The sequence below is a fragment of the Mucilaginibacter sp. P1_D10 genome, from assembly GCF_056406215.1.
The window spans coordinates 38,115-60,564 of the sequence record NZ_JBFUAP010000024.1 but is presented as its reverse complement, the minus strand read 5'-3'; the positions used below and the strand labels follow the sequence as shown (position 1 = coordinate 60,564).

Annotated in this window: 19 protein-coding genes; 14 read left to right on the top strand and 5 right to left on the bottom strand. The window is 48.6% G+C overall.

Annotated elements, in window-relative coordinates:
• The first annotated feature begins 16 nt into the window (after positions 1 to 16).
• The 6 genes from AC1DYT_RS25435 to AC1DYT_RS25410 all read left to right on the top strand — a co-directional run bounded on the left by AC1DYT_RS25435 (position 17) and on the right by AC1DYT_RS25410 (position 6,719).
• Positions 17 to 1,993 carry an alpha-ketoacid dehydrogenase subunit alpha/beta gene (locus AC1DYT_RS25435; protein WP_477472302.1) on the top strand — a complete coding sequence of 659 codons (1,977 nt, stop codon included), beginning with the start codon at positions 17 to 19 and terminating at the stop codon, positions 1,991 to 1,993.
• Positions 1,994 to 2,004: 11 nt separating this feature from the next.
• Positions 2,005 to 2,259: a hypothetical protein gene (locus AC1DYT_RS25430; protein ID WP_477472301.1), complete on the top strand. Its 255-nt coding sequence runs from the start codon at positions 2,005 to 2,007 to the stop codon at positions 2,257 to 2,259.
• A complete protein-coding gene (locus tag AC1DYT_RS25425) occupies positions 2,259 to 2,855 on the top strand; it encodes an ATPase (protein WP_477472300.1) in 597 nt (198 codons plus the stop codon). The genes AC1DYT_RS25430 and AC1DYT_RS25425 overlap by 1 nt, the downstream gene beginning before the upstream one ends.
• Before the next feature lie 153 nt (positions 2,856 to 3,008).
• Positions 3,009 to 3,791, top strand: a complete 783-nt coding sequence (locus AC1DYT_RS25420) for a succinate dehydrogenase cytochrome b subunit (protein ID WP_477472299.1) — start codon at positions 3,009 to 3,011, stop codon at positions 3,789 to 3,791.
• A gap of 123 nt (positions 3,792 to 3,914) precedes the next feature.
• Complete coding sequence (locus tag AC1DYT_RS25415; protein ID WP_477472298.1) at positions 3,915 to 5,849, top strand: fumarate reductase/succinate dehydrogenase flavoprotein subunit; 1,935 nt, start codon at positions 3,915 to 3,917, stop codon at positions 5,847 to 5,849.
• Between the two features lie 81 nt (positions 5,850 to 5,930).
• On the top strand, positions 5,931 to 6,719 hold the full coding sequence (locus tag AC1DYT_RS25410) for a succinate dehydrogenase/fumarate reductase iron-sulfur subunit (RefSeq protein WP_477457667.1): 789 nt from the start codon (positions 5,931 to 5,933) through the stop codon (positions 6,717 to 6,719).
• 221 nt (positions 6,720 to 6,940) lie between these two features.
• Here the strand turns inward: AC1DYT_RS25410 and AC1DYT_RS25405 are convergent, their stop codons facing one another.
• The 4 genes from AC1DYT_RS25405 to AC1DYT_RS25390 all read right to left on the bottom strand — a co-directional run bounded on the left by AC1DYT_RS25405 (position 6,941) and on the right by AC1DYT_RS25390 (position 11,649).
• Complete coding sequence (locus AC1DYT_RS25405; RefSeq protein WP_477472297.1) at positions 6,941 to 7,414, bottom strand: TlpA family protein disulfide reductase; 474 nt, start codon at positions 7,412 to 7,414, stop codon at positions 6,941 to 6,943.
• 41 nt (positions 7,415 to 7,455) lie between these two features.
• Positions 7,456 to 8,472 (bottom strand): Gfo/Idh/MocA family oxidoreductase, encoded by a 1,017-nt coding sequence (locus AC1DYT_RS25400; RefSeq protein WP_477472296.1) that lies wholly within the window; start codon positions 8,470 to 8,472, stop codon positions 7,456 to 7,458.
• 45 nt (positions 8,473 to 8,517) lie between these two features.
• Positions 8,518 to 10,950, bottom strand: a complete 2,433-nt coding sequence (locus AC1DYT_RS25395) for a zinc-dependent metalloprotease (protein WP_477472295.1) — start codon at positions 10,948 to 10,950, stop codon at positions 8,518 to 8,520.
• Between the two features lie 117 nt (positions 10,951 to 11,067).
• Entirely contained in the window at positions 11,068 to 11,649 is a 582-nt protein-coding gene (locus tag AC1DYT_RS25390; RefSeq protein ID WP_477472294.1) for a DUF4142 domain-containing protein, read from the bottom strand.
• Positions 11,650 to 11,794: 145 nt separating this feature from the next.
• Here AC1DYT_RS25390 and gcvH point away from each other — a divergent pair, with 145 nt between their 5' ends.
• From gcvH to AC1DYT_RS25350, 8 genes are all read left to right on the top strand, one after another.
• Positions 11,795 to 12,175, top strand: coding sequence for a glycine cleavage system protein GcvH (gene gcvH / locus AC1DYT_RS25385; RefSeq protein ID WP_477472293.1), 381 nt, complete (start codon positions 11,795 to 11,797; stop codon positions 12,173 to 12,175).
• Positions 12,175 to 12,570 carry a VanZ family protein gene (locus AC1DYT_RS25380; RefSeq protein ID WP_477472292.1) on the top strand — a complete coding sequence of 132 codons (396 nt, stop codon included), beginning with the start codon at positions 12,175 to 12,177 and terminating at the stop codon, positions 12,568 to 12,570. The genes gcvH and AC1DYT_RS25380 overlap by 1 nt, the downstream gene beginning before the upstream one ends.
• Positions 12,557 to 12,691, top strand: coding sequence for a hypothetical protein (locus AC1DYT_RS25375; protein WP_477472291.1), 135 nt, complete (start codon positions 12,557 to 12,559; stop codon positions 12,689 to 12,691). The genes AC1DYT_RS25380 and AC1DYT_RS25375 overlap by 14 nt, the downstream gene beginning before the upstream one ends.
• A gap of 79 nt (positions 12,692 to 12,770) precedes the next feature.
• Positions 12,771 to 12,986, top strand: coding sequence for a FeoA family protein (locus AC1DYT_RS25370; protein WP_133226705.1), 216 nt, complete (start codon positions 12,771 to 12,773; stop codon positions 12,984 to 12,986).
• Between the two features lie 13 nt (positions 12,987 to 12,999).
• Positions 13,000 to 15,108, top strand: coding sequence for a ferrous iron transport protein B (gene feoB / locus AC1DYT_RS25365; protein WP_477472290.1), 2,109 nt, complete (start codon positions 13,000 to 13,002; stop codon positions 15,106 to 15,108).
• Between the two features lie 91 nt (positions 15,109 to 15,199).
• Entirely contained in the window at positions 15,200 to 15,811 is a 612-nt protein-coding gene (locus tag AC1DYT_RS25360; protein WP_477472289.1) for a SprT-like domain-containing protein, read from the top strand.
• 337 nt (positions 15,812 to 16,148) lie between these two features.
• Positions 16,149 to 19,979, top strand: a complete 3,831-nt coding sequence (locus AC1DYT_RS25355) for a carboxypeptidase-like regulatory domain-containing protein (RefSeq protein ID WP_477472288.1) — start codon at positions 16,149 to 16,151, stop codon at positions 19,977 to 19,979.
• Between the two features lie 478 nt (positions 19,980 to 20,457).
• Complete coding sequence (locus AC1DYT_RS25350) at positions 20,458 to 21,603, top strand: TlpA family protein disulfide reductase (RefSeq protein ID WP_477472287.1); 1,146 nt, start codon at positions 20,458 to 20,460, stop codon at positions 21,601 to 21,603.
• 84 nt (positions 21,604 to 21,687) lie between these two features.
• Here the strand turns inward: AC1DYT_RS25350 and pdeM are convergent, their stop codons facing one another.
• Positions 21,688 to 22,353: a ligase-associated DNA damage response endonuclease PdeM gene (gene pdeM / locus AC1DYT_RS25345; protein WP_477472286.1), complete on the bottom strand. Its 666-nt coding sequence runs from the start codon at positions 22,351 to 22,353 to the stop codon at positions 21,688 to 21,690.
• Positions 22,354 to 22,450: the final 97 nt, after the last annotated feature.

Sequence of the window (22,450 nt, the reverse complement as noted above, 5' to 3'; positions counted from 1 at the left end):
TCTTAGCTTTACGGGGATGATTTTCGATCGTAAAAATATCGATAATGACGGTTTAATAACGTTCTACAAGAAATTATTATTGCCGCGGTTGGTCGAGGAGAAAATGCTGGTGTTGCTGCGGCAGGGCCGTATAGGTAAATGGTTCTCCGGCATTGGCCAGGAGGCTATTGCCGTAGGCAGTACCCTGGCTATGGATGCCGACGAGTATATTTTGCCCATGCACCGCAACCTGGGCGTATTTACGGCACGCAACATCCCTGTTTCGCGGCTGATGGCCCAATGGCAAGGCAAGCTATCCGGCTTTACCCGCGGTCGCGACCGCTCTTTCCACTTCGGCACTCAGGAATATAAGATTATCGGCATGATATCGCACCTTGGCCCGCAGCTGGCCCTGGCCGATGGTATTGCTTTGGCCGATAAGCTGAGCGCGCGCAAAAAAGTAACCCTGGTTTATACCGGCGAAGGAGCCACCAGCGAGGGCGATTTCCACGAAGCGCTCAACATAGCCGCCGTTTGGGATCTGCCCGTTATATTTTTGATAGAGAACAACGGCTACGGCCTATCAACCCCAGTAAACGAGCAATACAAATGCGAATCGCTTGCAGACAGGGCCATTGGCTACGGCATAGAAGGCCGCAAGATAGATGGCAATAACGTGCTGGAGGTTTACCATACCGTAAACGAGCTTGCCAAAAGCATGCGCGAAAGGCCCCGCCCTGTACTGTTGGAGTGCATTACCTTCCGTATGCGCGGCCACGAGGAAGCATCTGGCACCAAATACGTACCACCCGAACTTTTTGAGCAATGGCAAAAGAAGGACCCGCTGGAGACTTTCGAAAAATACTTATTGCAGGAGCAGGTGCTACGGCCCGATTGGGTGCCTTATCTGCGCAACGAGTTTACCAAACTGATAGATGCCGAGATAGAGAAAGTATTCAACGAGCCGGATATCATCCCCCACGTACAAACCGAGGTGGATAGCATGTACCGGCTATACAGCATGCCCAAACACCCGCCCTACGAGGTGTTATCGAACAAACGTTACATTGATGCCATAAGCGATGGGATGCGACAGGCCATGCGCCGCCATGCCAACCTTATCATAATGGGGCAGGATATTGCCGAATATGGAGGCGCATTCAAGATTACGCAAGGCTTTGTAGAAGAATTTGGCAAGGAACGCGTGCGCAACACGCCTATTTGCGAATCGGGCATCGTGGGTACGGCCATGGGCCTATCGCTCAATGGCTATAAGGCTATAGTAGAGATGCAGTTTGCCGATTTCGTGAGCTGCGGATTTAACCAGGTGATAAACAACCTGGCCAAAACCTATTACCGCTGGGGGCAGCCTATAGATGTTGTGATACGTATGCCTACGGGCGGCGGCACGGGCGCGGGGCCGTTCCATTCGCAAAGCAACGAGGCCTGGTTCACCAAAACGCCCGGACTGAAAGTTGTTTACCCCGCCTTCCCCGACGATGCCAAGGGCCTGCTGATGGCCGCCATTGCCGACCCTAACCCGGTGATGTACTTTGAGCATAAGGCCCTGTACCGCAGCATAAACGGCAACGTACCCGATGATGATTATTACGTAGAGATAGGCAAGGCCAACATCGTGCGGCCGGGTACCCGCGCCAGCATCATCACTTACGGCATGGGCGTACACTGGGCCATAGAATATGCCGAGAAACACCCTGAACATTCCATTGAGATACTGGACCTGCGCAGCCTGCAACCCTGGGATAAGGACGCTGTAATAAAAACCGTAAAAAAAACCTCCAAAGTGCTGATCCTGCACGAAGACACCCTCACCAGTGGTTTCGGCGGGGAGCTAGCGGCCTATATTGGCGAGCATTGCTTCAAATACCTTGATGCGCCGGTAATGCGCTGCGCCAGTCTGGATACCGCCATACCCATGAACAAAGCGCTCGAGGACCAGTTCATGGCCAAAGCCCGGCTGGAAGAATGCATGGATACGTTGTTGAAATTTTAGTATATTAGCGTATGGTTACTTTGGAAGAGATATACAAAGACGACCCCATAGAAAAGGGTATTGACGAAGACGCTGGACTAGGCGCCGAAGCCATGCTAAAAGCAGGTATCCCTATTTTCTATCGCGACGAACAATATCCTGAAACATTAGAAGGAGAGCTTTTTGTTAAAGAATACACCAGCGGCGCAAAATTCATCGTTCGCAAGCACCTTACTACTGACCTCCGCTTGCTCGAAGAAACTATCAGGCCTTTAAACGCATTATAATGCCTGCTTTAGTTATAGTTGGTGGGCCAAACGGCTCCGGGAAAACAACTTTAACGGCGCACCTGATAAAACGCGGGCGTATTAAAACTGCAGTCATCAACCCAGATGAAATTGCACTAAACGAGCACGGAAGCTACACTTTTCACGTAAAAGCGGCAAAATCGGCTTTGGAGCGTAGAAGCACGGCGCTATCATCAAATGCCGACTTCGCTTTTGAAACGACTTTTTCAGGCAATTCCGAAATTAATACCGCTTTAGCTGCCAGAGAAAATGGTTATGAAGTAACTATGTATTATGTTGCTCTCCAATCCGTTATTGATAATATCGTGAGGGTTGAAGAAAGAGAACATAACATGGGGCATTCCGTCGAACTCTCCGACCAACTAAGGCGATACGATAAAAGCAAGGCTAACCTTATTAAAAATATAGCCCTTTTTCATAAGGTTTACCTTTTCGACAACTCCGGCACGAAACGTTCACGAGTAGCGATATTTGACGCAGGCAACTTGCTATGGCTTAACCCTAAGCACAAAAGCCATCCCTTTTATAAAGATTTATTCCGTGCCGACAATACCGAAAACGAAGCCGAACACTAATCATTGTCGCGCTACCTCGCACTTAATAAAAGCTTTTCCGTCAGAAATCTTTTAGATTGTTTCTAAATAATGGATTATGCTTTATAAAGCCGAAACCATTTATATGTTTTGGCTTTTAATAAATACTTTTGCCTAAATAAATCTGAATCAATAATGAGCGAATTCAAACAAACCTTTAACTCATCACTGGGAAAGAAGCTGATTATGGCTTTAACTGGCTTGTTTTTGTGTACTTTTTTAATTGTTCACCTTGGCGGTAACTTATTGTTATTTAAAAACGACCAGGGCTTTGCATTTAACAGCTACGCAAATTTCTTAACACATTTTCCACCGATAGAGGTTATCGCCTACATCCTGTACATCAGCATAGTAGTGCATGCCGTATATGCACTAGTGCTCACCTTAAAAAACCGTAAGGCACGCCCGGTGGGTTATGCGGTGCAGCCTAAGAGCAAAGCATCATGGTCGTCAAAAAACATGGGGCTGCTGGGTTCAATCCTGTTGCTGTTCATCGTAATACACATGAGCGATTTTTGGTACAGTTACAAATACCAGGACGTACTTAAGTTTAAAGAGTACAAAACTGATCTGGCAACAAACGTTACAACGGTTACGCCATATGATGCCCAACCAGGCTTCGAAAGGTCTATCTCTACCGAAGGCAATGTAGAAATCGTAAGGGTGAAAGATATCCACGCACGAGTAGAAACCAGCTTCAGCAACCCCATCTATGTAGCATTCTACGTAATTGCAATGGTGGCAGTAGCGTTCCACCTGTTACATGGTTTCCAAAGTGCTTTCCAAACCCTGGGGTGGGTGCATAAAAAGTACCAGCCGATAGTTTATTTCTTCGGCACCTGGTTCTTCGGCGTTATTATCCCCTTAGGGTTTGCGCTGATGCCGGTTGTGTATTATTTCCAGAGTCTATCAAAATAGTAAAAGAGAATCAAGAGGTAAGAATCAAGATTCAAGACATTAATAAACGCACAAGGCAGAGAAAAGAATCGCAGCCATTTATCCTGGTTCTTGATTCTTGTCTCTTTAATCTCAAATAAGAATATGGGTTTAGATGCTAAAATTCCGCAGGGGCCGCTGGCCGAAAAATGGAGCAAGCATAAATTTAACTTAAAGCTGGTTAACCCCGCTAACAAGCGTAAATACGATATCATTATCGTAGGTACCGGTTTGGCAGGCGCATCGGCGGCGGCATCGTTGGCCGAGCTTGGTTACAACGTTAAGTCGTTTTGTTTCCAGGATAGCCCGCGCCGTGCGCACTCTATTGCGGCACAGGGCGGTATCAACGCAGCAAAAAACTATCAGAACGACGGCGACAGCGTTTACCGTTTGTTTTACGATACCATTAAAGGTGGTGACTACCGCGCCCGCGAAGGCAACGTTTACCGCCTTGCAGAGGTATCGGTAAATATTATCGACCAGTGCGTTGCACAGGGCGTACCCTTTGCCCGCGAATACGGTGGCTTGTTGGATAACCGTTCGTTCGGTGGGTCGCAGGTATCACGTACTTTTTACGCACGCGGCCAAACAGGGCAGCAGTTGTTGTTAGGTGCTTATTCGGCCCTAAACCGCCAGATACATTTAGGCAAGGTAAAAATGTACACCCGCACCGAAATGTTGGATGTTGTTTTGGTTGATGGCCAGGCTAAAGGTATTGTTACCCGTAACCTAAAGACCGGCGAGATTGAAACACACGCAGGCCATGCGGTATTATTGGCCACCGGTGGTTACGGTAACGTATTCTACCTGTCTACAAACGCAATCGGCTCTAACGTAACAGCAGCATGGCGCGCACACAAACGCGGTGCTTTTTTTGCCAACCCTTGCTATACCCAAATCCACCCAACCTGTATCCCCGTAACCGGCGACCACCAGAGCAAGCTTACGCTGATGTCGGAGTCCTTACGTAACGATGGTCGTGTTTGGGCACCTAAAACGGTTGAGGTTGCTAAGAAACTACAAACAAAAGAAATTACAGCTTCGCAGGTAAAAGAGGATGAAAGAGATTACTTCCTCGAACGTAAATACCCATCATTCGGTAACCTGGTTCCGCGCGACGTTGCGTCGCGTAACGCGAAAGAAATGAGCGATGAGGGCCGTGGCGTTGGTACAACCGGCTTAGCCGTTTACCTTGATTTTGCGGAAGCGATACAACGCCTTGGCGAAGATACCGTGCGTGCCAAATACGGTAACCTGTTTGATATGTACTATCAAATTACCGACGAGAACCCGTACAAACAACCTATGCGCATTTATCCCGCCGTACACTATACCATGGGCGGCCTTTGGGTTGATTATAACTTAAGCACGAACGTACCGGGCCTTTACGCTATGGGCGAATGTAACTTTAGCGATCACGGTGCAAACCGCCTGGGTGCTTCGGCATTGATGCAAGGTTTATCTGATGGTTACTTTGTTATCCCGTACACTTTAGGGGATTACTTAGCCACTATCGGCCCGAAAAAGGTTGATACCAGCCACCCCGCTTTCGAAAAAACCAAACAGGACGTTATTGCCTATAACAACAAACTGCTTGCCCTTAAAGGCACCAAAACAGTTGTTGAATACCACCGCGAGCTTGGCCACATTATGTGGGAATATTGCGGAATGGCACGTACCGAAGAAGGACTGACCCATGCAAAAGGCCTGATAAAAGCTTTGAAAGCGGATTTCTGGAAAAACGCCATCGTAACCGGCGAGAATGACGAAGTAAACGCTGCTCTTGAAAGAGCCGGCCGCGTAGCTGATTTCATCGAGCTGGGCGAACTGATGGTAACCGATGCTTTAGCGCGTCGCGAATCATGCGGTGGCCACTTCCGTTTAGAGTCGCAAACGCCGGAAGGCGAAGCGCTGAGGGATGACGACAATTTCGCGTTCGTATCGGCATGGGAGTTCAAAGGCGAAAACGAGGAAGAGGTGCTTCACAAAGAAGAACTGATCTTCGAAAATGTTAAGTTATCACAACGTAGTTATAAGTAAAGAAGAAGCAGGAAGCAGGAAGCAAGACACAAGAGATTTTTCGTCTTGATTCTTGGCTCTTGATTCTATAATCTAACAACAATGAGCGGAAACATGAATCTGACGCTGAAAGTATGGCGCCAAAAAAATTCAGACACAGCAGGTAAATTCGTAACCTACAAAGCAGAAAGTATTTCTGAGGATATGTCGTTCCTGGAGATGCTGGATGTGGTGAACGAAAGCCTTACTAAAAAGAAAGAAGAGCCAATTTATTTCGACCACGATTGCCGCGAAGGTATCTGCGGGTCGTGCTCGCTATATATCAACGGCCACCCACACGGGCCAAAGCAGGCTATTACTACCTGCCAGCTGCATATGCGTACCTTCCACGATGGCGAAACCATTACCATAGAGCCATGGCGTTCGGCTGCTTTCCCCGTTATCAAGGATTTGGGTACAGACCGCTCCGCGTTCGACAGGATACAGCAGGCCGGTGGCTTCATTTCGGTAAATACCGGCGGTGCCCAGGATGCTAACGCTATCCTGATTCCTAAGGTTGTTGCCGACGAAGCTTTCAACTCGGCTACCTGCATTGGTTGCGGTGCCTGCGTTGCAGCATGTAAAAATGCATCGGCCATGCTGTTCGTATCGGCAAAGATTACCCAGTTAGGCTTATTGCCGCAGGGCCAACCAGAGCGTTACAGCCGGGTACAAGCCATGGTTGCCCAAATGGACGAAGAAGGCTTTGGCAACTGTACCAACACCGGCGCCTGCGAAGCAGAATGCCCTAAAGAAATTAAACTAACCAACATTGCCCGCATGAACAACGACTACTTCAGTGCGAAACTATTCCGCGAAGAAGGCGTGCATGATCATGTAGGCGGAGAGTAATTTATCTAAGATATCCCAGTAACAAAAATCCCCGGCTGCATTGCAGTTGGGGATTTGTTTTTTTATAAAGCTTTGTCATTTCGAACGAGCGATAGCGAGGAGAAATCTTGTTGTTGATGCAAGATCGCCACTTTGCATATCGGCTTTACTTGAGTAACAAGATTTCTCGTCGCTCCGCTTCCCTCGAAACGACAGGGTTTGTTAATGAAGCGTCTATTTCTTTACACCTTCTTCACAGCCGCAACCAACTCCGGTATTGGCGGCACTTTCTCAAATGCCTGCACCAAGTGGCCATCTTTGGCATAAATGGCTATGTATGGCGTGGTTTTTAGCTGATAGTATTTTTGCACAGCGTACGTATAGCCTTCGGTGCCCAGGGTAAAGTTTTTGTAGGCCGATAGGCCAAAATCTTCGTTAAAAACCTTCACCATCTTAATATCGGTAAAGGTTATCATCACTACCTGGACATCCTTAAAACTTTTCATCACCGGTTTCATATCGTAAATAAGTTTTTGGCAATGGCTACAATCCGGCGCGAAGTAGATCAGCATTACCGGCTTGTCCTTTTTCAGGTCGGCGGGGGTGGTCCAGGTGTTATCCAGTTTCAGCATTTTGTAAGGCGCAATTACTGGTGGCTGGGCCTTTGAGCATCCTGCCGCTATTAGCAGGGTTATAGCAAATAATAATTTCTTCATTTTTATATGTTGGGGGGCAATCAACAATTTTAATTTCTAATCTAAGCTTCCAGCAGCTCTAACTGCCAGGCAATGTGTTCTTCTGTTACAGGGAATAACGCGTTATTGCGTATTGTATGATAAACGGCATCAAATATTTGCATGTAATCGCCTTTATCTGACGCAATTTTCTCTACGATTTTCTTGTTATCGGCATCAACGGTTACCAACTTGCCTTCGCTACCTGCAGGTTCCAGGCCATAGCCCTCGTCTGTCGGCATCATGCCTTTGTCCAATTGAGCTTCCTGCACATCGGTACGCGCTTTTACGAAACTGCCCAAAGTGCCGTTGACGATAAAGCCCGGCTGCTCATCGGCTATCAGCAGGCCCGAGGTCAAGAATACGTTCAGTTGGTTGGGGTAAAGCAGGTGGAAGTGGAAATAATCGGGCACTTCAGAACCTTCGCGGTAAATACCTATGGTTTTGTTGAAAGATAACGGTTTGCCGAATAAGGCGATGGTATTATCTACCAGATGCGCGCCAAGATCGTAAACCAGGCCGTTGGCCGGGGTCTCCTTGGTTTCTTTAAATGCTTTCGCATTTATCTGCATTTTGTAGCGATCCAGGCGGAAAATCACCTCCTGCAAAGTACCCAGCCGGCCGCTTTCAATTATCTTTTTAGTAGATATAAAACCACTATCGTACCGGCGGTTTTGGTATATCATTACATGCTTGCCGGTTTCGCGGCCAACGTCAAAAAGTTCTTTTACCTGGGCTTCGGTAGCGGCGGCAGGTTTTTCTACCAGTACATGCTTGCCTGCGCGCATGGCTGCAATGGCATGCTCCAGGTGGAAGTTGTTGGGGGTGTTTACGATGATAAGCTCCACTTCCGCATCGGTAAGCAGTTCGTCCACGCTATCGTAGCTGATGATATCGGGATATACAGCAGCGGCCTTTTTCTGGCTGCGCTCTACTATGCCTTTTAGGGTAAAGCCCGGGTTGCTATGGATGAAGGGCGCGTGGAATATACGGCCCGACATGCCGTAGGCCATTAAGCCGGTTACGATTGGTGCTGCCATGTTTGTTAGTTTTAGCGTTGCAAGATAAGGGCTTTTGCGTAATTATTAATAAATAAGGTCTTCGTCTGCCCCAATCGGCGAGCCATCGGGCATACTGAGCGGTTTTGCCGGCTGGAATTTATCCGGCGTTTTCTCAAACTGGCTTATCTGCGACAGACCAAAAAGCAGGTTAGCTTTGCGGTTGCCTATTGCGGTTGGCAAAGCGCTTTGCATCCATTTCTTCAAATCATCTACTTGCAGCAAAGCTATGCCACGCACGCTTTCGGCGGCATTGGTATTGGCGGCCAGTTGCAACAGCTGTTTAAGCGTTAGGTTGTTTACCAGCCTTTGCAGCTCGCCTTTGTAGCCTGCGGCTTCGGGGGCTTTCCAGGTTTGGGCGATTAGTTTATTCAAAACAGGCAACAGGCCGGGCTGCGCGGCATCGCGCGATTGGTATTCTACCAGCCTTGCGGCGCGGTCGGGTTGCAGCATAAATGCCAGTGTGGTACCCGCGGCAGATTCCGCAGCAGCCAATGGGTCGAAAGTAAGCCCCGTGCGGGCTTTGAAGGTTTCCCTGGTGCGCGGGTAGCCGGGCGGGCGTGGCGGTATCATGGCAATCAGTTTTTCGGGCATGGCCAGGGCATCCGGTTTCAGGGTAGCCATCAGGGCGTCGAAGGCTTTCCATTGCCCGGCAGGTGGTATAAATCTGGTAATGGTTTGCCCATCATTTTTTAGTGCGTAGGTATAATATAAACCACCCAGCATTTTTGCGGCTGCTTCGGTTTGGTAGCGGTGTATCAGGTACATGGGCACCAAAACTTCTTCCAGCGTAGCCATCGGCGCGTTTTGCCTTATGGCGCGGACCGAAAAATTATCCAGCACCTGCCTGCGGAGCAACATCAGGCGGTTAAGTTCATCGGCGGCATCGTTACCGCTGTCCCAAAGGTGCGCCTGCGGGTGCGCGCTTCCTGCGGGCCGCGCATCTTCATCGGTAATAAAGAGGAAGCCTTGTTTTATGGTTTCGCCGATAATCCCCTTCAGGGCCTCGTCCTCGTTTGTACCCGGGGTAAAATCCTGGTAGCCATATAATATGGCGCGTTTATCATAATCGCCGATGCTGGTTTTATAGGCTTTGCTTACATCTATGGTGCCATCGGCTTTTAAAAGGCTTACCACCGGTGGTGGGTAATCCATTACCGATGCCCTGTCGTTTACGCTGGCCGTGAAATTATGCTGCAGGCCAAGCGTATGTCCAACTTCGTGGGCGGCTAACTGGCGTAGCCTTGCCAAAGCCAATTGCAGCATTTTGTCGCTTACGGGCTTGCCATCCTCATAGGGTTGTAAAAGGCCCTCGGCAATCAGGAAATCCTGCCTGTCGCGCAGGGAGCCTAAGGAAACCTGTCCCTTGATAATTTCGCCCGTGCGCGGGTCGTTGATGGATGCCCCGTATGACCAGCCCCTGGTTGAACGGTGCACCCATTGGATGATGTTGTAGCGGATGTCCATCGGGTCGGCATCCTCGGGCAGTAGTTTTACAATGAAGGCGTTTTTGTATCCCGCCGCTTCAAAGGCCTGGTTCCACCAACCGGCGCCCTCTATTAATGCGCTTCGTACAGGCTCGGGTGCGCCACGGTCAACATAATAAATTATGGGTTTTACCGGCTCGCTCAGGGCGGCGGTTGGGTCTTTCTTTTGCAAACGGTGCCTGCTCAGCAAGCGTTGTACTATAGGGTCGCCTATGGGCGTGGCAAAATCCATGTATTCTACGTCGAAATACCCCGAGCGCGGGTCGAACTTGCGGGGCTTGTAACCGGCATCGGGTAGTTTGATAAAGGATTGGTGCATGCGTACCGTTACCGCATTGGCATCGGGCGTAACAGAGCTTATCTCTGCCCCGGTGCCTTTGCCTGCCAGGGTAATCATCGCTTCGAACTCTGTATTATCCGGAAAGCTCTTGGTATTGGGCAGGTACACCGCCGAACGACTATCATCCGCACTGTAGCTTCCCTGGTTGTTGCCGTTGAGGCGGTCGGCCAGGCGATGGCTGTCGCGCAGCAAAAATGGTGTAAGGTCTATCAGTACTTTATCGCCTTCTTCGGCAACAACCGTGGTGCCCCATATGGCCGATTGGGCAAAGGCCTCTTCTACCGATTTACGCTCATCGGCGTTGTTGCTAACTGCCCTAAAGTTGTAGTTTGGCTGTATCAGCATTACTTTTGGGCCTATTTTGATGAATTTTACGATGCGGCTATCGCCTATCTGCCCCCGATCCAGCCCTAAATCATTGGAGCCAACCCCGGCCGGAAGCGAATTCACGTACAAAAACTCCTGGTTGAGCTTATCTATCTCTAAGTAAACCTTACCGGCTTTTTCGTCCCAATAAAAATTGAAGTAGCCGGTGTATTTAGCAAATCCTTTTGTTTTGGTCTGGATTTCCTGGGCTTTCAGGAGAGGGGCGGCAAATAAAAGGGACAAACATATCAGCAGGTATTTTTTCATGGGGCAGCGTAGTTTATCTGCCTAAATTATTCAATAAAGTACGCCTATGCAACCACCGCGCATAAAAAAAGGGAACAGCGCATGCCATTCCCTTTTCAGCAATATTTATCGCTATAATTATTTCATGCTCGCCTTTATGGCTTCTATTTTAGCTAAGTGCCCCTTTACGGTTGGCAATAATTTGGTTGCCAAAGCCATCAAATCAGAATCCTTGCAATTTTTCGATGCATCTTCCAGCAGGTCTACGGTTTTCTTGTGCCCGTCTACCATAGCATCAACATAAGCGGTATCGAAATCCTTGCCGGTTTTTGTGGATAAGTCGTTCAGCTTTTTCTGGTGCTCCTCATCCGGTGCTACAGGCAGGGTAATGTTTTTCGTTTTGGCTATTGCTATCAGTTCCTCGTTGGCTTTGCTGTGGTCCATCACCATCATGCCGGCAAACTCTTTTACTTGCGGGTTGGTGGTTTTGCTTTCGGCCAGTTTGCCCAGGGCTACTTCGGCTAAACCGCCGTTGGCCAGTTTGGTTGCAAACTCGGCATCCATTTTATCAACCGCAATGCCGGTACTGCCATCTGTGGTACTGTCTTTAACGGCGTTCAGGCTGTCGGCGGTGTCTTTACTGTCTTTTGCGGCGTTATTACATGCCTGGAATGATAATGCTGCAAGCACCATCATTGTCACTAAACTAATCTTTTTCATCTTGTAGGTTATTTTTTGTTTTTATAGTTAACAAAACGCACCCAATTTAGTTTTAGGAGACGGGGTTTATTGTTTCTGTAAAATAATACGGCGTGTTGTTATACCTTAAAGTTTTGTTATTTTTGGGGTAAATAATTTAAGCATCATGAATTTTCCGGCCGAACTGAAATACACCAAAGACCACGAATGGGTACGCGTTGAGGGCGATACCGCAACCATCGGAATTACCGAATTTGCACAAGGCGAACTGGGCGACATTGTTTACATAGATATAAACACCGTTGGGCAGGAAGTTGCCAAAGAAGCAATTTTTGGCACTGTAGAAGCTGTAAAAACCGTTTCAGATTTATTTATGCCGGTTGCGGGTACCGTTACCGAAATAAACCCATTACTGGATAGCCAACCAGAGCTGGTAAACTCTGACCCATACGGCGATGGCTGGATGGTAAAAGTTACCCTGGCCGATGCTACCGAAGTAGATGATTTATTATCTGCCGAGGAATATGCAAGCCTTATAGGCGCTTAATGAACGCGCGCTTTAAAGCATACCGGCCTGCAATTTTGTGGGCCTTATTTATTTTTGTACTTTGTAGTGTAGATATGGGCGGCGTTAGCAAAGCGCCAATGTTTTTTGCAGGCTTTGATAAGCTTACGCACTGCGGGTTGTTTTTTGTGCTGGCAGTGCTTTATTGCTACGGCAGCATACGCAAATATAAAACCCGCGGCCTGCGCATAGAGATAGCCATGAAGAACACCATAGTTTTGATAAGCTACGGAGCGCTGATAGAGGTATTGCAAATGTATGTTTTTACCTGGCGCAGCGGCGAGCCTGCCGATTTGTTTGCCGATACGGTGGGCGCATGCATGGGGATATTTGGTGTTTTGGTAACTTCTTACGCAATTGAACATGAAAGCATTTAAAGTTGGTTTGATAGCCATTATTGTCGCAGCCGTACTTTCGTCATGCGGCTTATTCAAAAAAGATTGCGGTTGCCCGCATTTTGGGATGAAGAGGCTGCCGGCAAAAGTTGACAGGGCGTAGACGCTTTCTTAAAAAAAACCGCTAATCTTATTTGGATTTAGTATAAATAGCCCTACATTTGCATTCAAACAAATGCAAAATGACACTTTCACAGCTTGAAATTGGAGAAACCGGGATAGTAAAAGAATTTACTGATCTCGAGATGTCTGTTAAGTTGATGGAAATGGGCTGCCTCCCCGGCGAAGAAGTGCGCATATCGCGTATAGCTCCTCTCGGCGATCCTATCGCAATTCATGTATCCGGCTACCAATTGAGCCTGCGCAGGTTTGAAGCATCCACCATTATTTTGCAGTAGTACGTTGTAGCCATTGAAAGCTGATATCAGAGTAGCGCTTGTAGGCAACCCCAATACCGGTAAATCCACGCTTTTTAATGCACTAACCGGGCTCAACCAAAAAATAGGGAATTTTCCTGGTGTTACCGTTGATAAAAAAATCGGCTATTCCCAATTGCCCGATGGCCGCAGCGCCGAAATCATAGACCTTCCCGGAACTTATAGTCTTTATCCTAAAAGCAGAGACGAATCTATCGTGTTCTCGGTATTGGCCGAGAAGGATACTGAACTTACGCCCGATTTAGTGGTAGTTATCCTTGATGCTACTAATCTTAAAAGGAACCTGCTGCTATATACGCAGGTTGCCGACCTGAAGATACCCGTTATCGTTGCCCTTAACATGATTGATCTGGCCAATAAGGGCGGCATCATCATCAATGCCGATTTATTAGCCCAAAAACTGGGTGTGCCCGTGGTGCAGGTATCGGCACGTAAGCTAGAGGGGATAAAAGAATTGAAGGATGCCATATCCTTTGCCAACAAACTTGCCCTGCAGCAAGACAGCATCGACGTGACGACCATTGCCCCGGAATTGATAGCCAGCATTAGCCGGGAAATAAATACCGATAACCCGTACTTTGCCCTGCAGCTGGCCCATCAGCACGAAACGCTTAAATTTTTAACGTCCGAGGAAAGCGAGCGGATAGAGGAGCTGGAAAAGGAGCATGGCTTTCATTCGCAAAAGGCACAGGCGGCCGAAACTATTGCCCGCTACAATTACATCAACGATGTTTTATACGACACTGTTAAAACGCCCGTAACCGCGCAGGACGAAAGCCACAGTAACAAAATAGATAAGATCCTCACCCATAAAATATTCGGCTTCGTTATTTTTATGGGGATACTGCTTTTTATGTTCCAGTCGATATTTGCGTGGTCGCAATACCCGCAGGGGCTTATAGAAGATGCCTTTGTTTGGGTGCAGGGAGCCTTACGCGGCGTACTGCCTGCGGGCCCTTTAACCAGCCTGCTGATAGACGGCGTAGTGGCCGGCCTAAGCGGCGTGCTGGTATTTATACCGCAGATTGCCATACTCTTCGCGTTCATATCCATACTGGAGGATACCGGCTACATGGCCCGCGTTACCTTTATGATGGACAAGATCATGCGTAAGGTAGGGTTGAACGGCAAATCGGTAGTGCCGCTCATCGGTGGTTTTGCCTGTGCGGTACCATCCATCATGAGTACCCGCACCATCGAGAACTGGAAAGACCGCATGATTACCATAATGGTAACGCCATTGGTTGCCTGCTCGGCCCGGCTGCCGGTTTATACTTTACTGATATCCCTGGTAGTACCCAGCCGCAACGTTTGGTGGATTTTTAACCTGCAGGGCCTCGCGCTCACCAGTATGTATGTGCTGAGCCTAATTTCGGCGGTAATAGTAGCCTGGGTAATGAAGTTTATTTTAAAATCCCGCGAACGCGGCTACTTTATTATGGAGCTGCCCGTGTACCGTATGCCCCGTTGGAATAACGTGGCATTCTCCATGTACGAGCGGGCCAAAACCTTCGTTTTGGAGGCCGGCAAAGTAATCATCGCCGTATCGGTTATCCTATGGGTGCTGTCATCCTACGGGCCGGGCGACAGGTTCAAGAATATCGATTCCAAATACAGCCAGCCGCAATACACCAAAAGCATGAAACCCGATAGCCTAACCAGGATTATCTCTACCGAAAAACTGGAGAACTCTTACGCCGGCGTATTGGGCCACACCATAGAGCCCGTGATAAGGCCCCTGGGCTTCGACTGGAAGATAGGCATCGCCCTCATCACGTCCTTTGCCGCACGAGAGGTATTCGTGGGCACCATGGCCACCATTTACAGCGTAAAGGATGTGGATAGGATAGAATCGGTACAGGACAAGATGCGGAACGCCAAAAGGCCCGATGGCAGCCCGGTATTTACGTTAGGTGTAGCATTCTCCTTAATGATGTTTTACGCTTTTGCCATGCAATGCGCCAGCACCATAGCCGTAGTGTACCGCGAAACCAAAGACTGGCGCTGGCCCGCTGCGCAGTTTGCTTACATGACCGTGCTTGCTTATGGGGCGGCTTTTTGGGTGTACCATCTTTTGAAATAGACGCAATGCGCTATGTCATCTCTTCCTAACCTTTTACCTTTCGCCTTTTACCTTTCAGCTCAATAAACTATCTTTGATACAGAGGTAACCATTGGATAAAGTAAAAATATTAGAAAAGTATCTTCCGCCGGATGCGGCACCCTTGATTGGCCGCTGGATAGATTACTTTAAATGCGAGTTCAAGATATCGCGCAACCGCGGCACCAAGTTTGGCGATTACCGCGCCCCGTTCGATGGCAAGGGCCACCGCATCTCCGTTAATTTCGATTTGAATCCCTACGCGTTCCTGGTAACCACGGTTCATGAATTTGCGCACCTGCACACCTGGAACGAACATAAACACAAAGTAAAACCCCATGGTGCCGAGTGGAAGGCTAATTTCAAAAAAATGATGCAGCCTTTCTTCGAAAAAGAAGTTTTTCCGCCGGATATCAAAAAAGCCATTACCGGCTATCTGAATAACCCCGCCGCATCCAGCTGTTCGGATTTAACCCTGTACCGCTCCTTACGCCAATACGATGCGCCGAAGGAATCGGTGCATACAGTAGAGAAACTGCCCATCAAATCGTTGTTCAAGCTAAAAGATGGCCGCATCTTCCGCAAGGAAGAAAAGCTGCGCAAACGTTATAAATGCGTGGAAGTGAGCAGTCGCCGGGTATATTTGTTCAGCCCGGTAGCGGAGGTGGAATTACTGGAGGGATAGATAGTCAGCCTAAACACTCTCTGCACAGGGAAATCGCGTTTAAAATCTGCAACTGTCAAATATTGGCTAAAGCCTCCTAAAGGCCTTTTTATTGACCGTTGGCTGAAGCCAAACGGCAATGAACAGGAATATTTAAAAAGAATTGCAGCCTTAATTCATTGCCGTCCCACTTTAGTGGACGGAAACGAATCAAGAAACACGCGGGCTTTAGCCAAAAACAATCTGCAAGTTTTAAATGCGATAGCCTTGACCCGCGGCATCGCCGCTCAAGTATTTTTTCACTTTCGTTTATGGAATCCAGGTCGGCCTTGCATCCTACCTGCAAAACCAGCCAATTATGAAACGATTTTCCTTACTCACCCTCGCGCTGATATTGTTTTTTACCGCCGCCAATGCGCAATCGCCGCAACTTACGGTCGATGGTAAAAGCAACAACGGCGTTAAGTTGCAAAACCTTAAGATAGATGTGGCCATTTACGGCAACATCAGCCGCACCACCTGGCAAATGACTTTTTATAACTCCACGGCTCAGGTGCTGGAGGGTACACTTACCTTTCCCCTGAAGGATGGTGTAAGCGTAAGCCGCTATGCGCTGGATATGAACGGCAAGATGCGCGAGGCCGTACCGGTAGATCGCGGCAAGGGCACGGTAGTGTTCGAATCGATTGAACGCCGCAGGGTTGACCCGGGATTGCTGGAAAAAGTAGCGGGCAACACCTTCCGCACACGTATTTACCCCATCAACCCCAACAGCACCCGCACCATTATCATCGGGTACGAAGAAGAGATACCCATGGCCGCCAACGGCAGCCTTCAATTTACCCTGCCGCTTAACTTACAGGATACCGTTAAAACATTCGCCCTAACGGCGTCGGTTGTGCAAAGCGCAACAGCGCCGATAACCGATGACACCAGTGCTTATGCGCTCAGGTTCGATAAGCATCAGAATACCTATACCTCCTCCTTCGAAAAAAGCAATTACACCCCGGGCCATACGCTATCGTTTTACATCCCCAAACCGAAAGATGTTGCCGAAGTGATGATACAGGCGCAGGGCAATAAGTATTACTGGTTTGTTAATACGGCCATCCCGGCCAACACCATCAGCAAGCCCCTACCGCATAGTATTGGCCTGTTATGGGATGCATCGCTCAGCGGCGCAGGCAGGGATATTAAAAAAGAAATTGCGCTGCTGGATGCCTACTTCAAAAAAGTCGGCAATGTGCAGGTAAGCGTCGTCACTTTCAGCAATGCCATCATCAAGAATAAAAGTTATACTATTGCCAACGGCAATTGGGACGCGCTGAAAGCCGAACTGGAACAAACCGTTTACGATGGCGCAACCAACTTCGGCAAGCTGGACCTCACCAAAATCTCCGCAGATGAATACCTGCTGATGAGCGATGGTCACCAAACCTTTGGCGAAGGGCAGATAAAACTCGTGCGCAAGCCGGTTTATTGCATCAACTCCTCTGCCGCGGCCGATTATAGCAACCTTAAACAGATAGCGCTTAAAACCGGCGGGGGATTGATAGACCTCATCCGCGACGATGTTGCCAAAGCCCTCAGCGCCCTTACCATCCAACCGCTGCGCTTCTTAGGCATAAAAGCCGGCAGCACGGTTGACGATAGTTACCCATCGCTGCCCGTTAGCGTAAACGGGGCCGTCTCTATCGCCGGCATCACCAAAAACCCCAACCAAACCATTACCCTGCAATATGGCTATGGCAATAAGGTAAGCATAGAAAAACAGGTTGCGCTTGATTTACAGGCCAACCTGGTAGACAATGTGGATGTAGCCAAACTTTGGGCACAAAAGAAAATAAGCGAGCTGGATATCAATTACGACGATAACCGCCAGGAGATAGAATCCTTAGGCAAACGTTTCGGCATCGTAACCCGCAATACTTCACTCATCGTTTTGGAGACGGTTGCCGATTATATACATTACGGCATAGAGCCGCCTGCCGAACTGCGTGCCGAATACGACGCCGTGATGAAACAGCACCGGGGCAACAATAACGACCGCGCGAACCCGGCTACCGCCAACCTGCCTGCCGCAGAAGAGATGCTGAAAAGCCTCACCCAGTGGTGGAGTACCGATTTCACACCGAAACCGCAGCCAAAACCCGTTAAACCGGTAAAACTCAAGCAAGCCGTGGCCGTACAGCCTGTTAGTCCCGGCAACGGCACGAGTGGCAGCACCCGCGTAGTAAGGGGCACGGTAAGGGGACGGATTACCGATTCGGGCACAGGCGTGCCCCTGGCTGGCGCAACAGTAACCGTGCGCCGCAATGGCGCTACAGCAACCACCCAGCAATCAGGCAATTATATTATGGATGTGAGGCCGGGCGACATCATCAAAGTATCCCGCGCAGGGTACAATGCCGAGGAAATGAACATCGGCGATAATGAAGTGCTGAATTTCGCCCTCATTAAAGCAAGCAACAATACTGCGCAAACCGCGCGGACCGACACGGCAAGAACCCAAACAACCAATACACCAACATCGAGGGCTACCGGGCCGGGCATACAAGGCAAAATAACCGACAAAGCTGATGGGCAGGTATTGCCGGGCGTAAATATCAAGATAAAAGGAACAAACACGGGCACCCAAAGCGATATTGCTGGTAATTTTAGCATCGTTGCGCCGACGGGCAGCGTTTTGCAGATATCTTTTATTGGGTATAACAGACAGGAAATAATCGTTGGCAGCAAGCTTGTTTTTGATGTGCGATTAGAGGCATCGTCCCAGGCCCTGAACGAAGTAGTTGTTGTGGGATATGGCGCACAGCGGAGAAAAGACATTACAGGTTCGGTGACTACAGTAAGCCCTATGACTTACGATAGGATGGATGCACCTGCTATAGGCAATGCCCAACCGATAAATGGCCAGTTGCAGGGCCGTGTTGCAGGCGTGGCCGTTGTGCCACAAGGAACGCCGGGTGCCGGCACCAATTTGGCTATAAGGGGCATATCATCAATAAGCGGCTCTAATTCGCCATTGTACGTAATAGATGGTATTATTATTCCACCGGTCGGTGATCCAGGAAGTGGTTCAAATCCATTAAATGCTATCAATCCTGCCGAAATAGAATCGATAAACGTACTTAAAGATGCGGGTGCAACAGCGATTTATGGCTCGCAAGCGACTAACGGCGTTATCGTGGTAACCACCAAAAACGGCGCAGCAGCAAGGCCATTGGCGCAAAGGGCAGATAGTGTTGCCGCCGAGCCGGCACTTGCGCAAGATATCAATATCACCTACAAAGCACCGGATGCCGATTACCTTAAAGCCATACGCAACGCGGGCAAAACTGGCCAATACCAAAAATACCTGGAGCTGCGCGCGGCCAATGTTGGCAACCCTGTCTACTACTTTGATGTGGCCGATTACTTCCTGAAAACCGGTAATACCGAACAGGGCCTGCGCATCCTGAGCAACCTGGCCGAAATGGGCCTCGACAATTACGAACTATACAAAATGCTGGGCTATAAATTAAAGCAGCTGGGCGATTATGAGGGCGAAGTATTTGCCTTTAAGAAAGTGATGGAGCTGCGCCCGCTGGATCCGCAAAGCTTCCGCGACTACGGGCTGGCCCTGGAAGATGCCGGCTATCATCAACAAGCTTTAGATGTGCTTTATAAAGCAATGGTGAGCAGCTATACCGAGGATGCCGAGGATTTGTACAGGGGTATAGAAGAAATCTTCCTGCCGGAGATAAACCGCATCATCGCACTGAACAAAAACAAGCTTAACCTCAAAAGCATCCCTAAAACGGTTATCAGGAACCTGCCTGCCGATATACGCATCGTGATGGACTGGAACATGAACAATACCGATATAGACCTTTGGGTAACCGACCCTAACGGCGAGAAATGCTACTACAGCCATAACCGCACCGCACTAGGCGGCCGCATATCCGATGATATGACGCAGGGCTTCGGCCCGGAGCAATTCCTACTTAAAAAAGCTATAAAGGGTACCTACAAAATAGAGATCAACTACTATGGCGACAGGCAAGCCACCATTGCCGGCCCCACCACGGTAATGGCCGAACTATATACCCACTACGGTACGCCGCAGGAGAAAAAAGAACTCATTGTACTGCAAATGAAAAAAGGCGATAACGGCGGCGTTTACATTGGCGACCTGGATTTTAAGTAAGCGGTTGATTTATCCGGGGCTGTATCATAAACCCATTTTATAAAAACCACTCAAAATAACGTTTGGCTCTGTGCTCTTTGTGTTTCCCTCTTTGTGACCTTTGCGTTTTTCTCTTTGCGGTAAAATCGACCACAATGTCAACGGTTATTTTACCGCAAAGAACTCAAAGATTTGCTGATTGGTGAGCGCAAAGGGCGCAAAGCCTTGTTAATGGCAGATTATTTTCACGCGAGGCGCTAAGATCGAAAAGTTTTAAAACATCCTTTTTTAAGTGAATTAGCTTGTTTTAACGTCGAGCGATAAATATAACCACCTGCAAAGCTTTGTGTCTCTTTGCGTTTTTTCTTTGTGCACTTTGCGGTAAAATAGGCACAACGTATACTAAACACCTACGCCATATTAATTTTACAATCTGTTGTTATTGATTTTTTTGACAGGTGCATTATTTTCGCTTATTTAGCAAGGCTAAACCACACGCATGAAAATACTTTATACAGCAACCGCATCCCTCATATTATTACTGTCTGCCTGCAAAGATACCCCTAAACTAAACCTCACCATAAAAGCCAACGGCATAAACAACGGCGTGGTGATATTAAAACAGGCTAACGAAATAACATTCAACGAACAGCTCAAAAACGGCGAGTTGATTATTAACAAAGGCCTGCAGGCGCCTGGCTATTATACCCTAACGGTTATAGATAGCGACAAGCCCATTACCTCTAAGATAGCTTACGATATATACCTGGAAAACGGCGATTACGTGGTGAATGCCAATACAGCCAAACCGGCTGATTATCCGATGGTTACTACCACATCGGCTACGCAAAAAGAATTATCCGATTATTATAAAATCGCCAATACCTACGCCGGCGATTTGGATGGCAAGATAGACCAGGCCATCCGTTACCTGCAAACCAGTGCCGCCAGGGCACTCCCGGCAGATAAACGCGCGAAAGTTTACGCAGACACCCGCGAACTGCAACGCCAGCGCCGCGACCTGGACCTTAAAATCATCAAAGAATACACAGATAAATACCCCAAGGCCACCATCGGCGCGCACGTTATAGCGCAGGCCTACTTCCCCGAGCACCCGGAAGAGTACAATGCCATTTTTCAGAAACTGCCTGCCGATGTTAAAACGAGCGACGATGGCCTCAAAATAAGCAACAAGCTTGGCCCTGTGCTACAACAAATTGCCGGTGCCGATGCGCCCGAAATTGTAGGCAGCACCCTGGCCGGGAAACCGTTCGATAAAAAGACCATCAACAAGAAAATCATCCTGGTAGAATTTTGGAAACCGGGCAACGGCACCAGCGATATGACGCACGCCAGGCTGGTGCAGGGCATTATATTAACCCCCGCAGATAATGCGAAACTGGCCATTATAAGCGTAGCCATAGCAGATAAAACGAGCGATTGGCTAGCGGCTATTAAGAAAGATAACGCGCCTTTTATCCAGTTAAGCGATGGCAAAGGCGATGCATCGCCAAACGTTACGGCATGGGAAATAAAAAGCCTGCCAACGTACTGCCTGTTAGATAAAAACTGGAAAATGATAAAAGCTAACGTTCCTTTCGGCGAGATAGATACCGAGGTGCACGATTATTTGCGTAAGAAGTGAGTTAAAAAGTCGTAAGTCTGAAGTAAAGAGATAGAATTCTATTGATGTACTTTGGACTTTAGGCTAAAGACTTTCGACTTAAACCTAACCTATAGCGATAACTTTATCCTTCAACACCCCAAATATACTGTCGTTTTTCTGGCTGCGGATGGCCACTTTCCCGGTGAATTTACCAAACGATGGGAGTATAGCCTGGTTTTTTCCGAAAGCGAAACAAGGCAGCGTAATGCTTTGCCTGCCGCGCCCTACCAGGTTTACACCGGGGTGAATATGCCCGCATAAAACGTAGCCGCCCTCGGGGCGTATGTTCGGGTCGGCGAGGGGGTGATGCAGCATCAGGAAGGGACCTACGCTCAATTCTTCTGTCAGTACGACATCCAGATCGAGGTAATGCCGGTCGTGGATAATATCGTGATTCCCTTTCACCAGTATGATCTGCAGTTTGGGGAACTGCCTGCGCCACATCACAAACCAATCCCAATCGGCGTTCAGGTCGCTGTGGAACAGGTCGCCCAGGAAGATGATTTTCTCTGGCCGATGCTCGGCAATCAGGTCTGATAGCATGGCCAGGTCGTCCTGCTCCATGTCCCTCGGTACAGCAATCCCCGCCTTACGGAAGTGCCCCACCTTACCCAAATGCACGTCGGCCGCAATCAGGGCCTTTTCCTGTTGCCAGTAAATAGCCTTTTGTGGCAGCAATAGTAAATCCTGATCCAGGAAATTAAAAGGGGTACCCGCACTCATCATCATAACGGGGCAAATATAAGGCTGGCCATGGCAAACAAGCGCAGGCTGGGGCCAAAAAATCAAATCGCTTTAACGCCGGAGGCAATGATCAACACAGGGC

What these genes read in the sequence shown, in the direction of transcription:
- AC1DYT_RS25410 (WP_477457667.1), top strand. Translation starts at nt 5,931, where the DNA reads ATGAGCGGAAACATGAATCTGACGCTGAAAGTATGGCGCCAAAAAAAT.
- AC1DYT_RS25405 (WP_477472297.1), bottom strand. Translation starts at nt 7,414, where the DNA reads ATGAAGAAATTATTATTTGCTATAACCCTGCTAATAGCGGCAGGATGC.
- AC1DYT_RS25380 (WP_477472292.1), top strand. Translation starts at nt 12,175, where the DNA reads ATGAACGCGCGCTTTAAAGCATACCGGCCTGCAATTTTGTGGGCCTTA.
- AC1DYT_RS25425 (WP_477472300.1), top strand. Translation starts at nt 2,259, where the DNA reads ATGCCTGCTTTAGTTATAGTTGGTGGGCCAAACGGCTCCGGGAAAACA.
- AC1DYT_RS25395 (WP_477472295.1), bottom strand. Translation starts at nt 10,950, where the DNA reads ATGAAAAAATACCTGCTGATATGTTTGTCCCTTTTATTTGCCGCCCCT.
- AC1DYT_RS25420 (WP_477472299.1), top strand. Translation starts at nt 3,009, where the DNA reads ATGAGCGAATTCAAACAAACCTTTAACTCATCACTGGGAAAGAAGCTG.
- gcvH (WP_477472293.1), top strand. Translation starts at nt 11,795, where the DNA reads ATGAATTTTCCGGCCGAACTGAAATACACCAAAGACCACGAATGGGTA.
- AC1DYT_RS25400 (WP_477472296.1), bottom strand. Translation starts at nt 8,472, where the DNA reads ATGGCAGCACCAATCGTAACCGGCTTAATGGCCTACGGCATGTCGGGC.
- AC1DYT_RS25375 (WP_477472291.1), top strand. Translation starts at nt 12,557, where the DNA reads ATGAAAGCATTTAAAGTTGGTTTGATAGCCATTATTGTCGCAGCCGTA.
- AC1DYT_RS25415 (WP_477472298.1), top strand. Translation starts at nt 3,915, where the DNA reads ATGGGTTTAGATGCTAAAATTCCGCAGGGGCCGCTGGCCGAAAAATGG.
- AC1DYT_RS25430 (WP_477472301.1), top strand. Translation starts at nt 2,005, where the DNA reads ATGGTTACTTTGGAAGAGATATACAAAGACGACCCCATAGAAAAGGGT.
- pdeM (WP_477472286.1), bottom strand. Translation starts at nt 22,353, where the DNA reads ATGATGATGAGTGCGGGTACCCCTTTTAATTTCCTGGATCAGGATTTA.
- AC1DYT_RS25350 (WP_477472287.1), top strand. Translation starts at nt 20,458, where the DNA reads ATGAAAATACTTTATACAGCAACCGCATCCCTCATATTATTACTGTCT.
- AC1DYT_RS25435 (WP_477472302.1), top strand. Translation starts at nt 17, where the DNA reads ATGATTTTCGATCGTAAAAATATCGATAATGACGGTTTAATAACGTTC.
- AC1DYT_RS25355 (WP_477472288.1), top strand. Translation starts at nt 16,149, where the DNA reads ATGAAACGATTTTCCTTACTCACCCTCGCGCTGATATTGTTTTTTACC.
- AC1DYT_RS25370 (WP_133226705.1), top strand. Translation starts at nt 12,771, where the DNA reads ATGACACTTTCACAGCTTGAAATTGGAGAAACCGGGATAGTAAAAGAA.
- AC1DYT_RS25390 (WP_477472294.1), bottom strand. Translation starts at nt 11,649, where the DNA reads ATGAAAAAGATTAGTTTAGTGACAATGATGGTGCTTGCAGCATTATCA.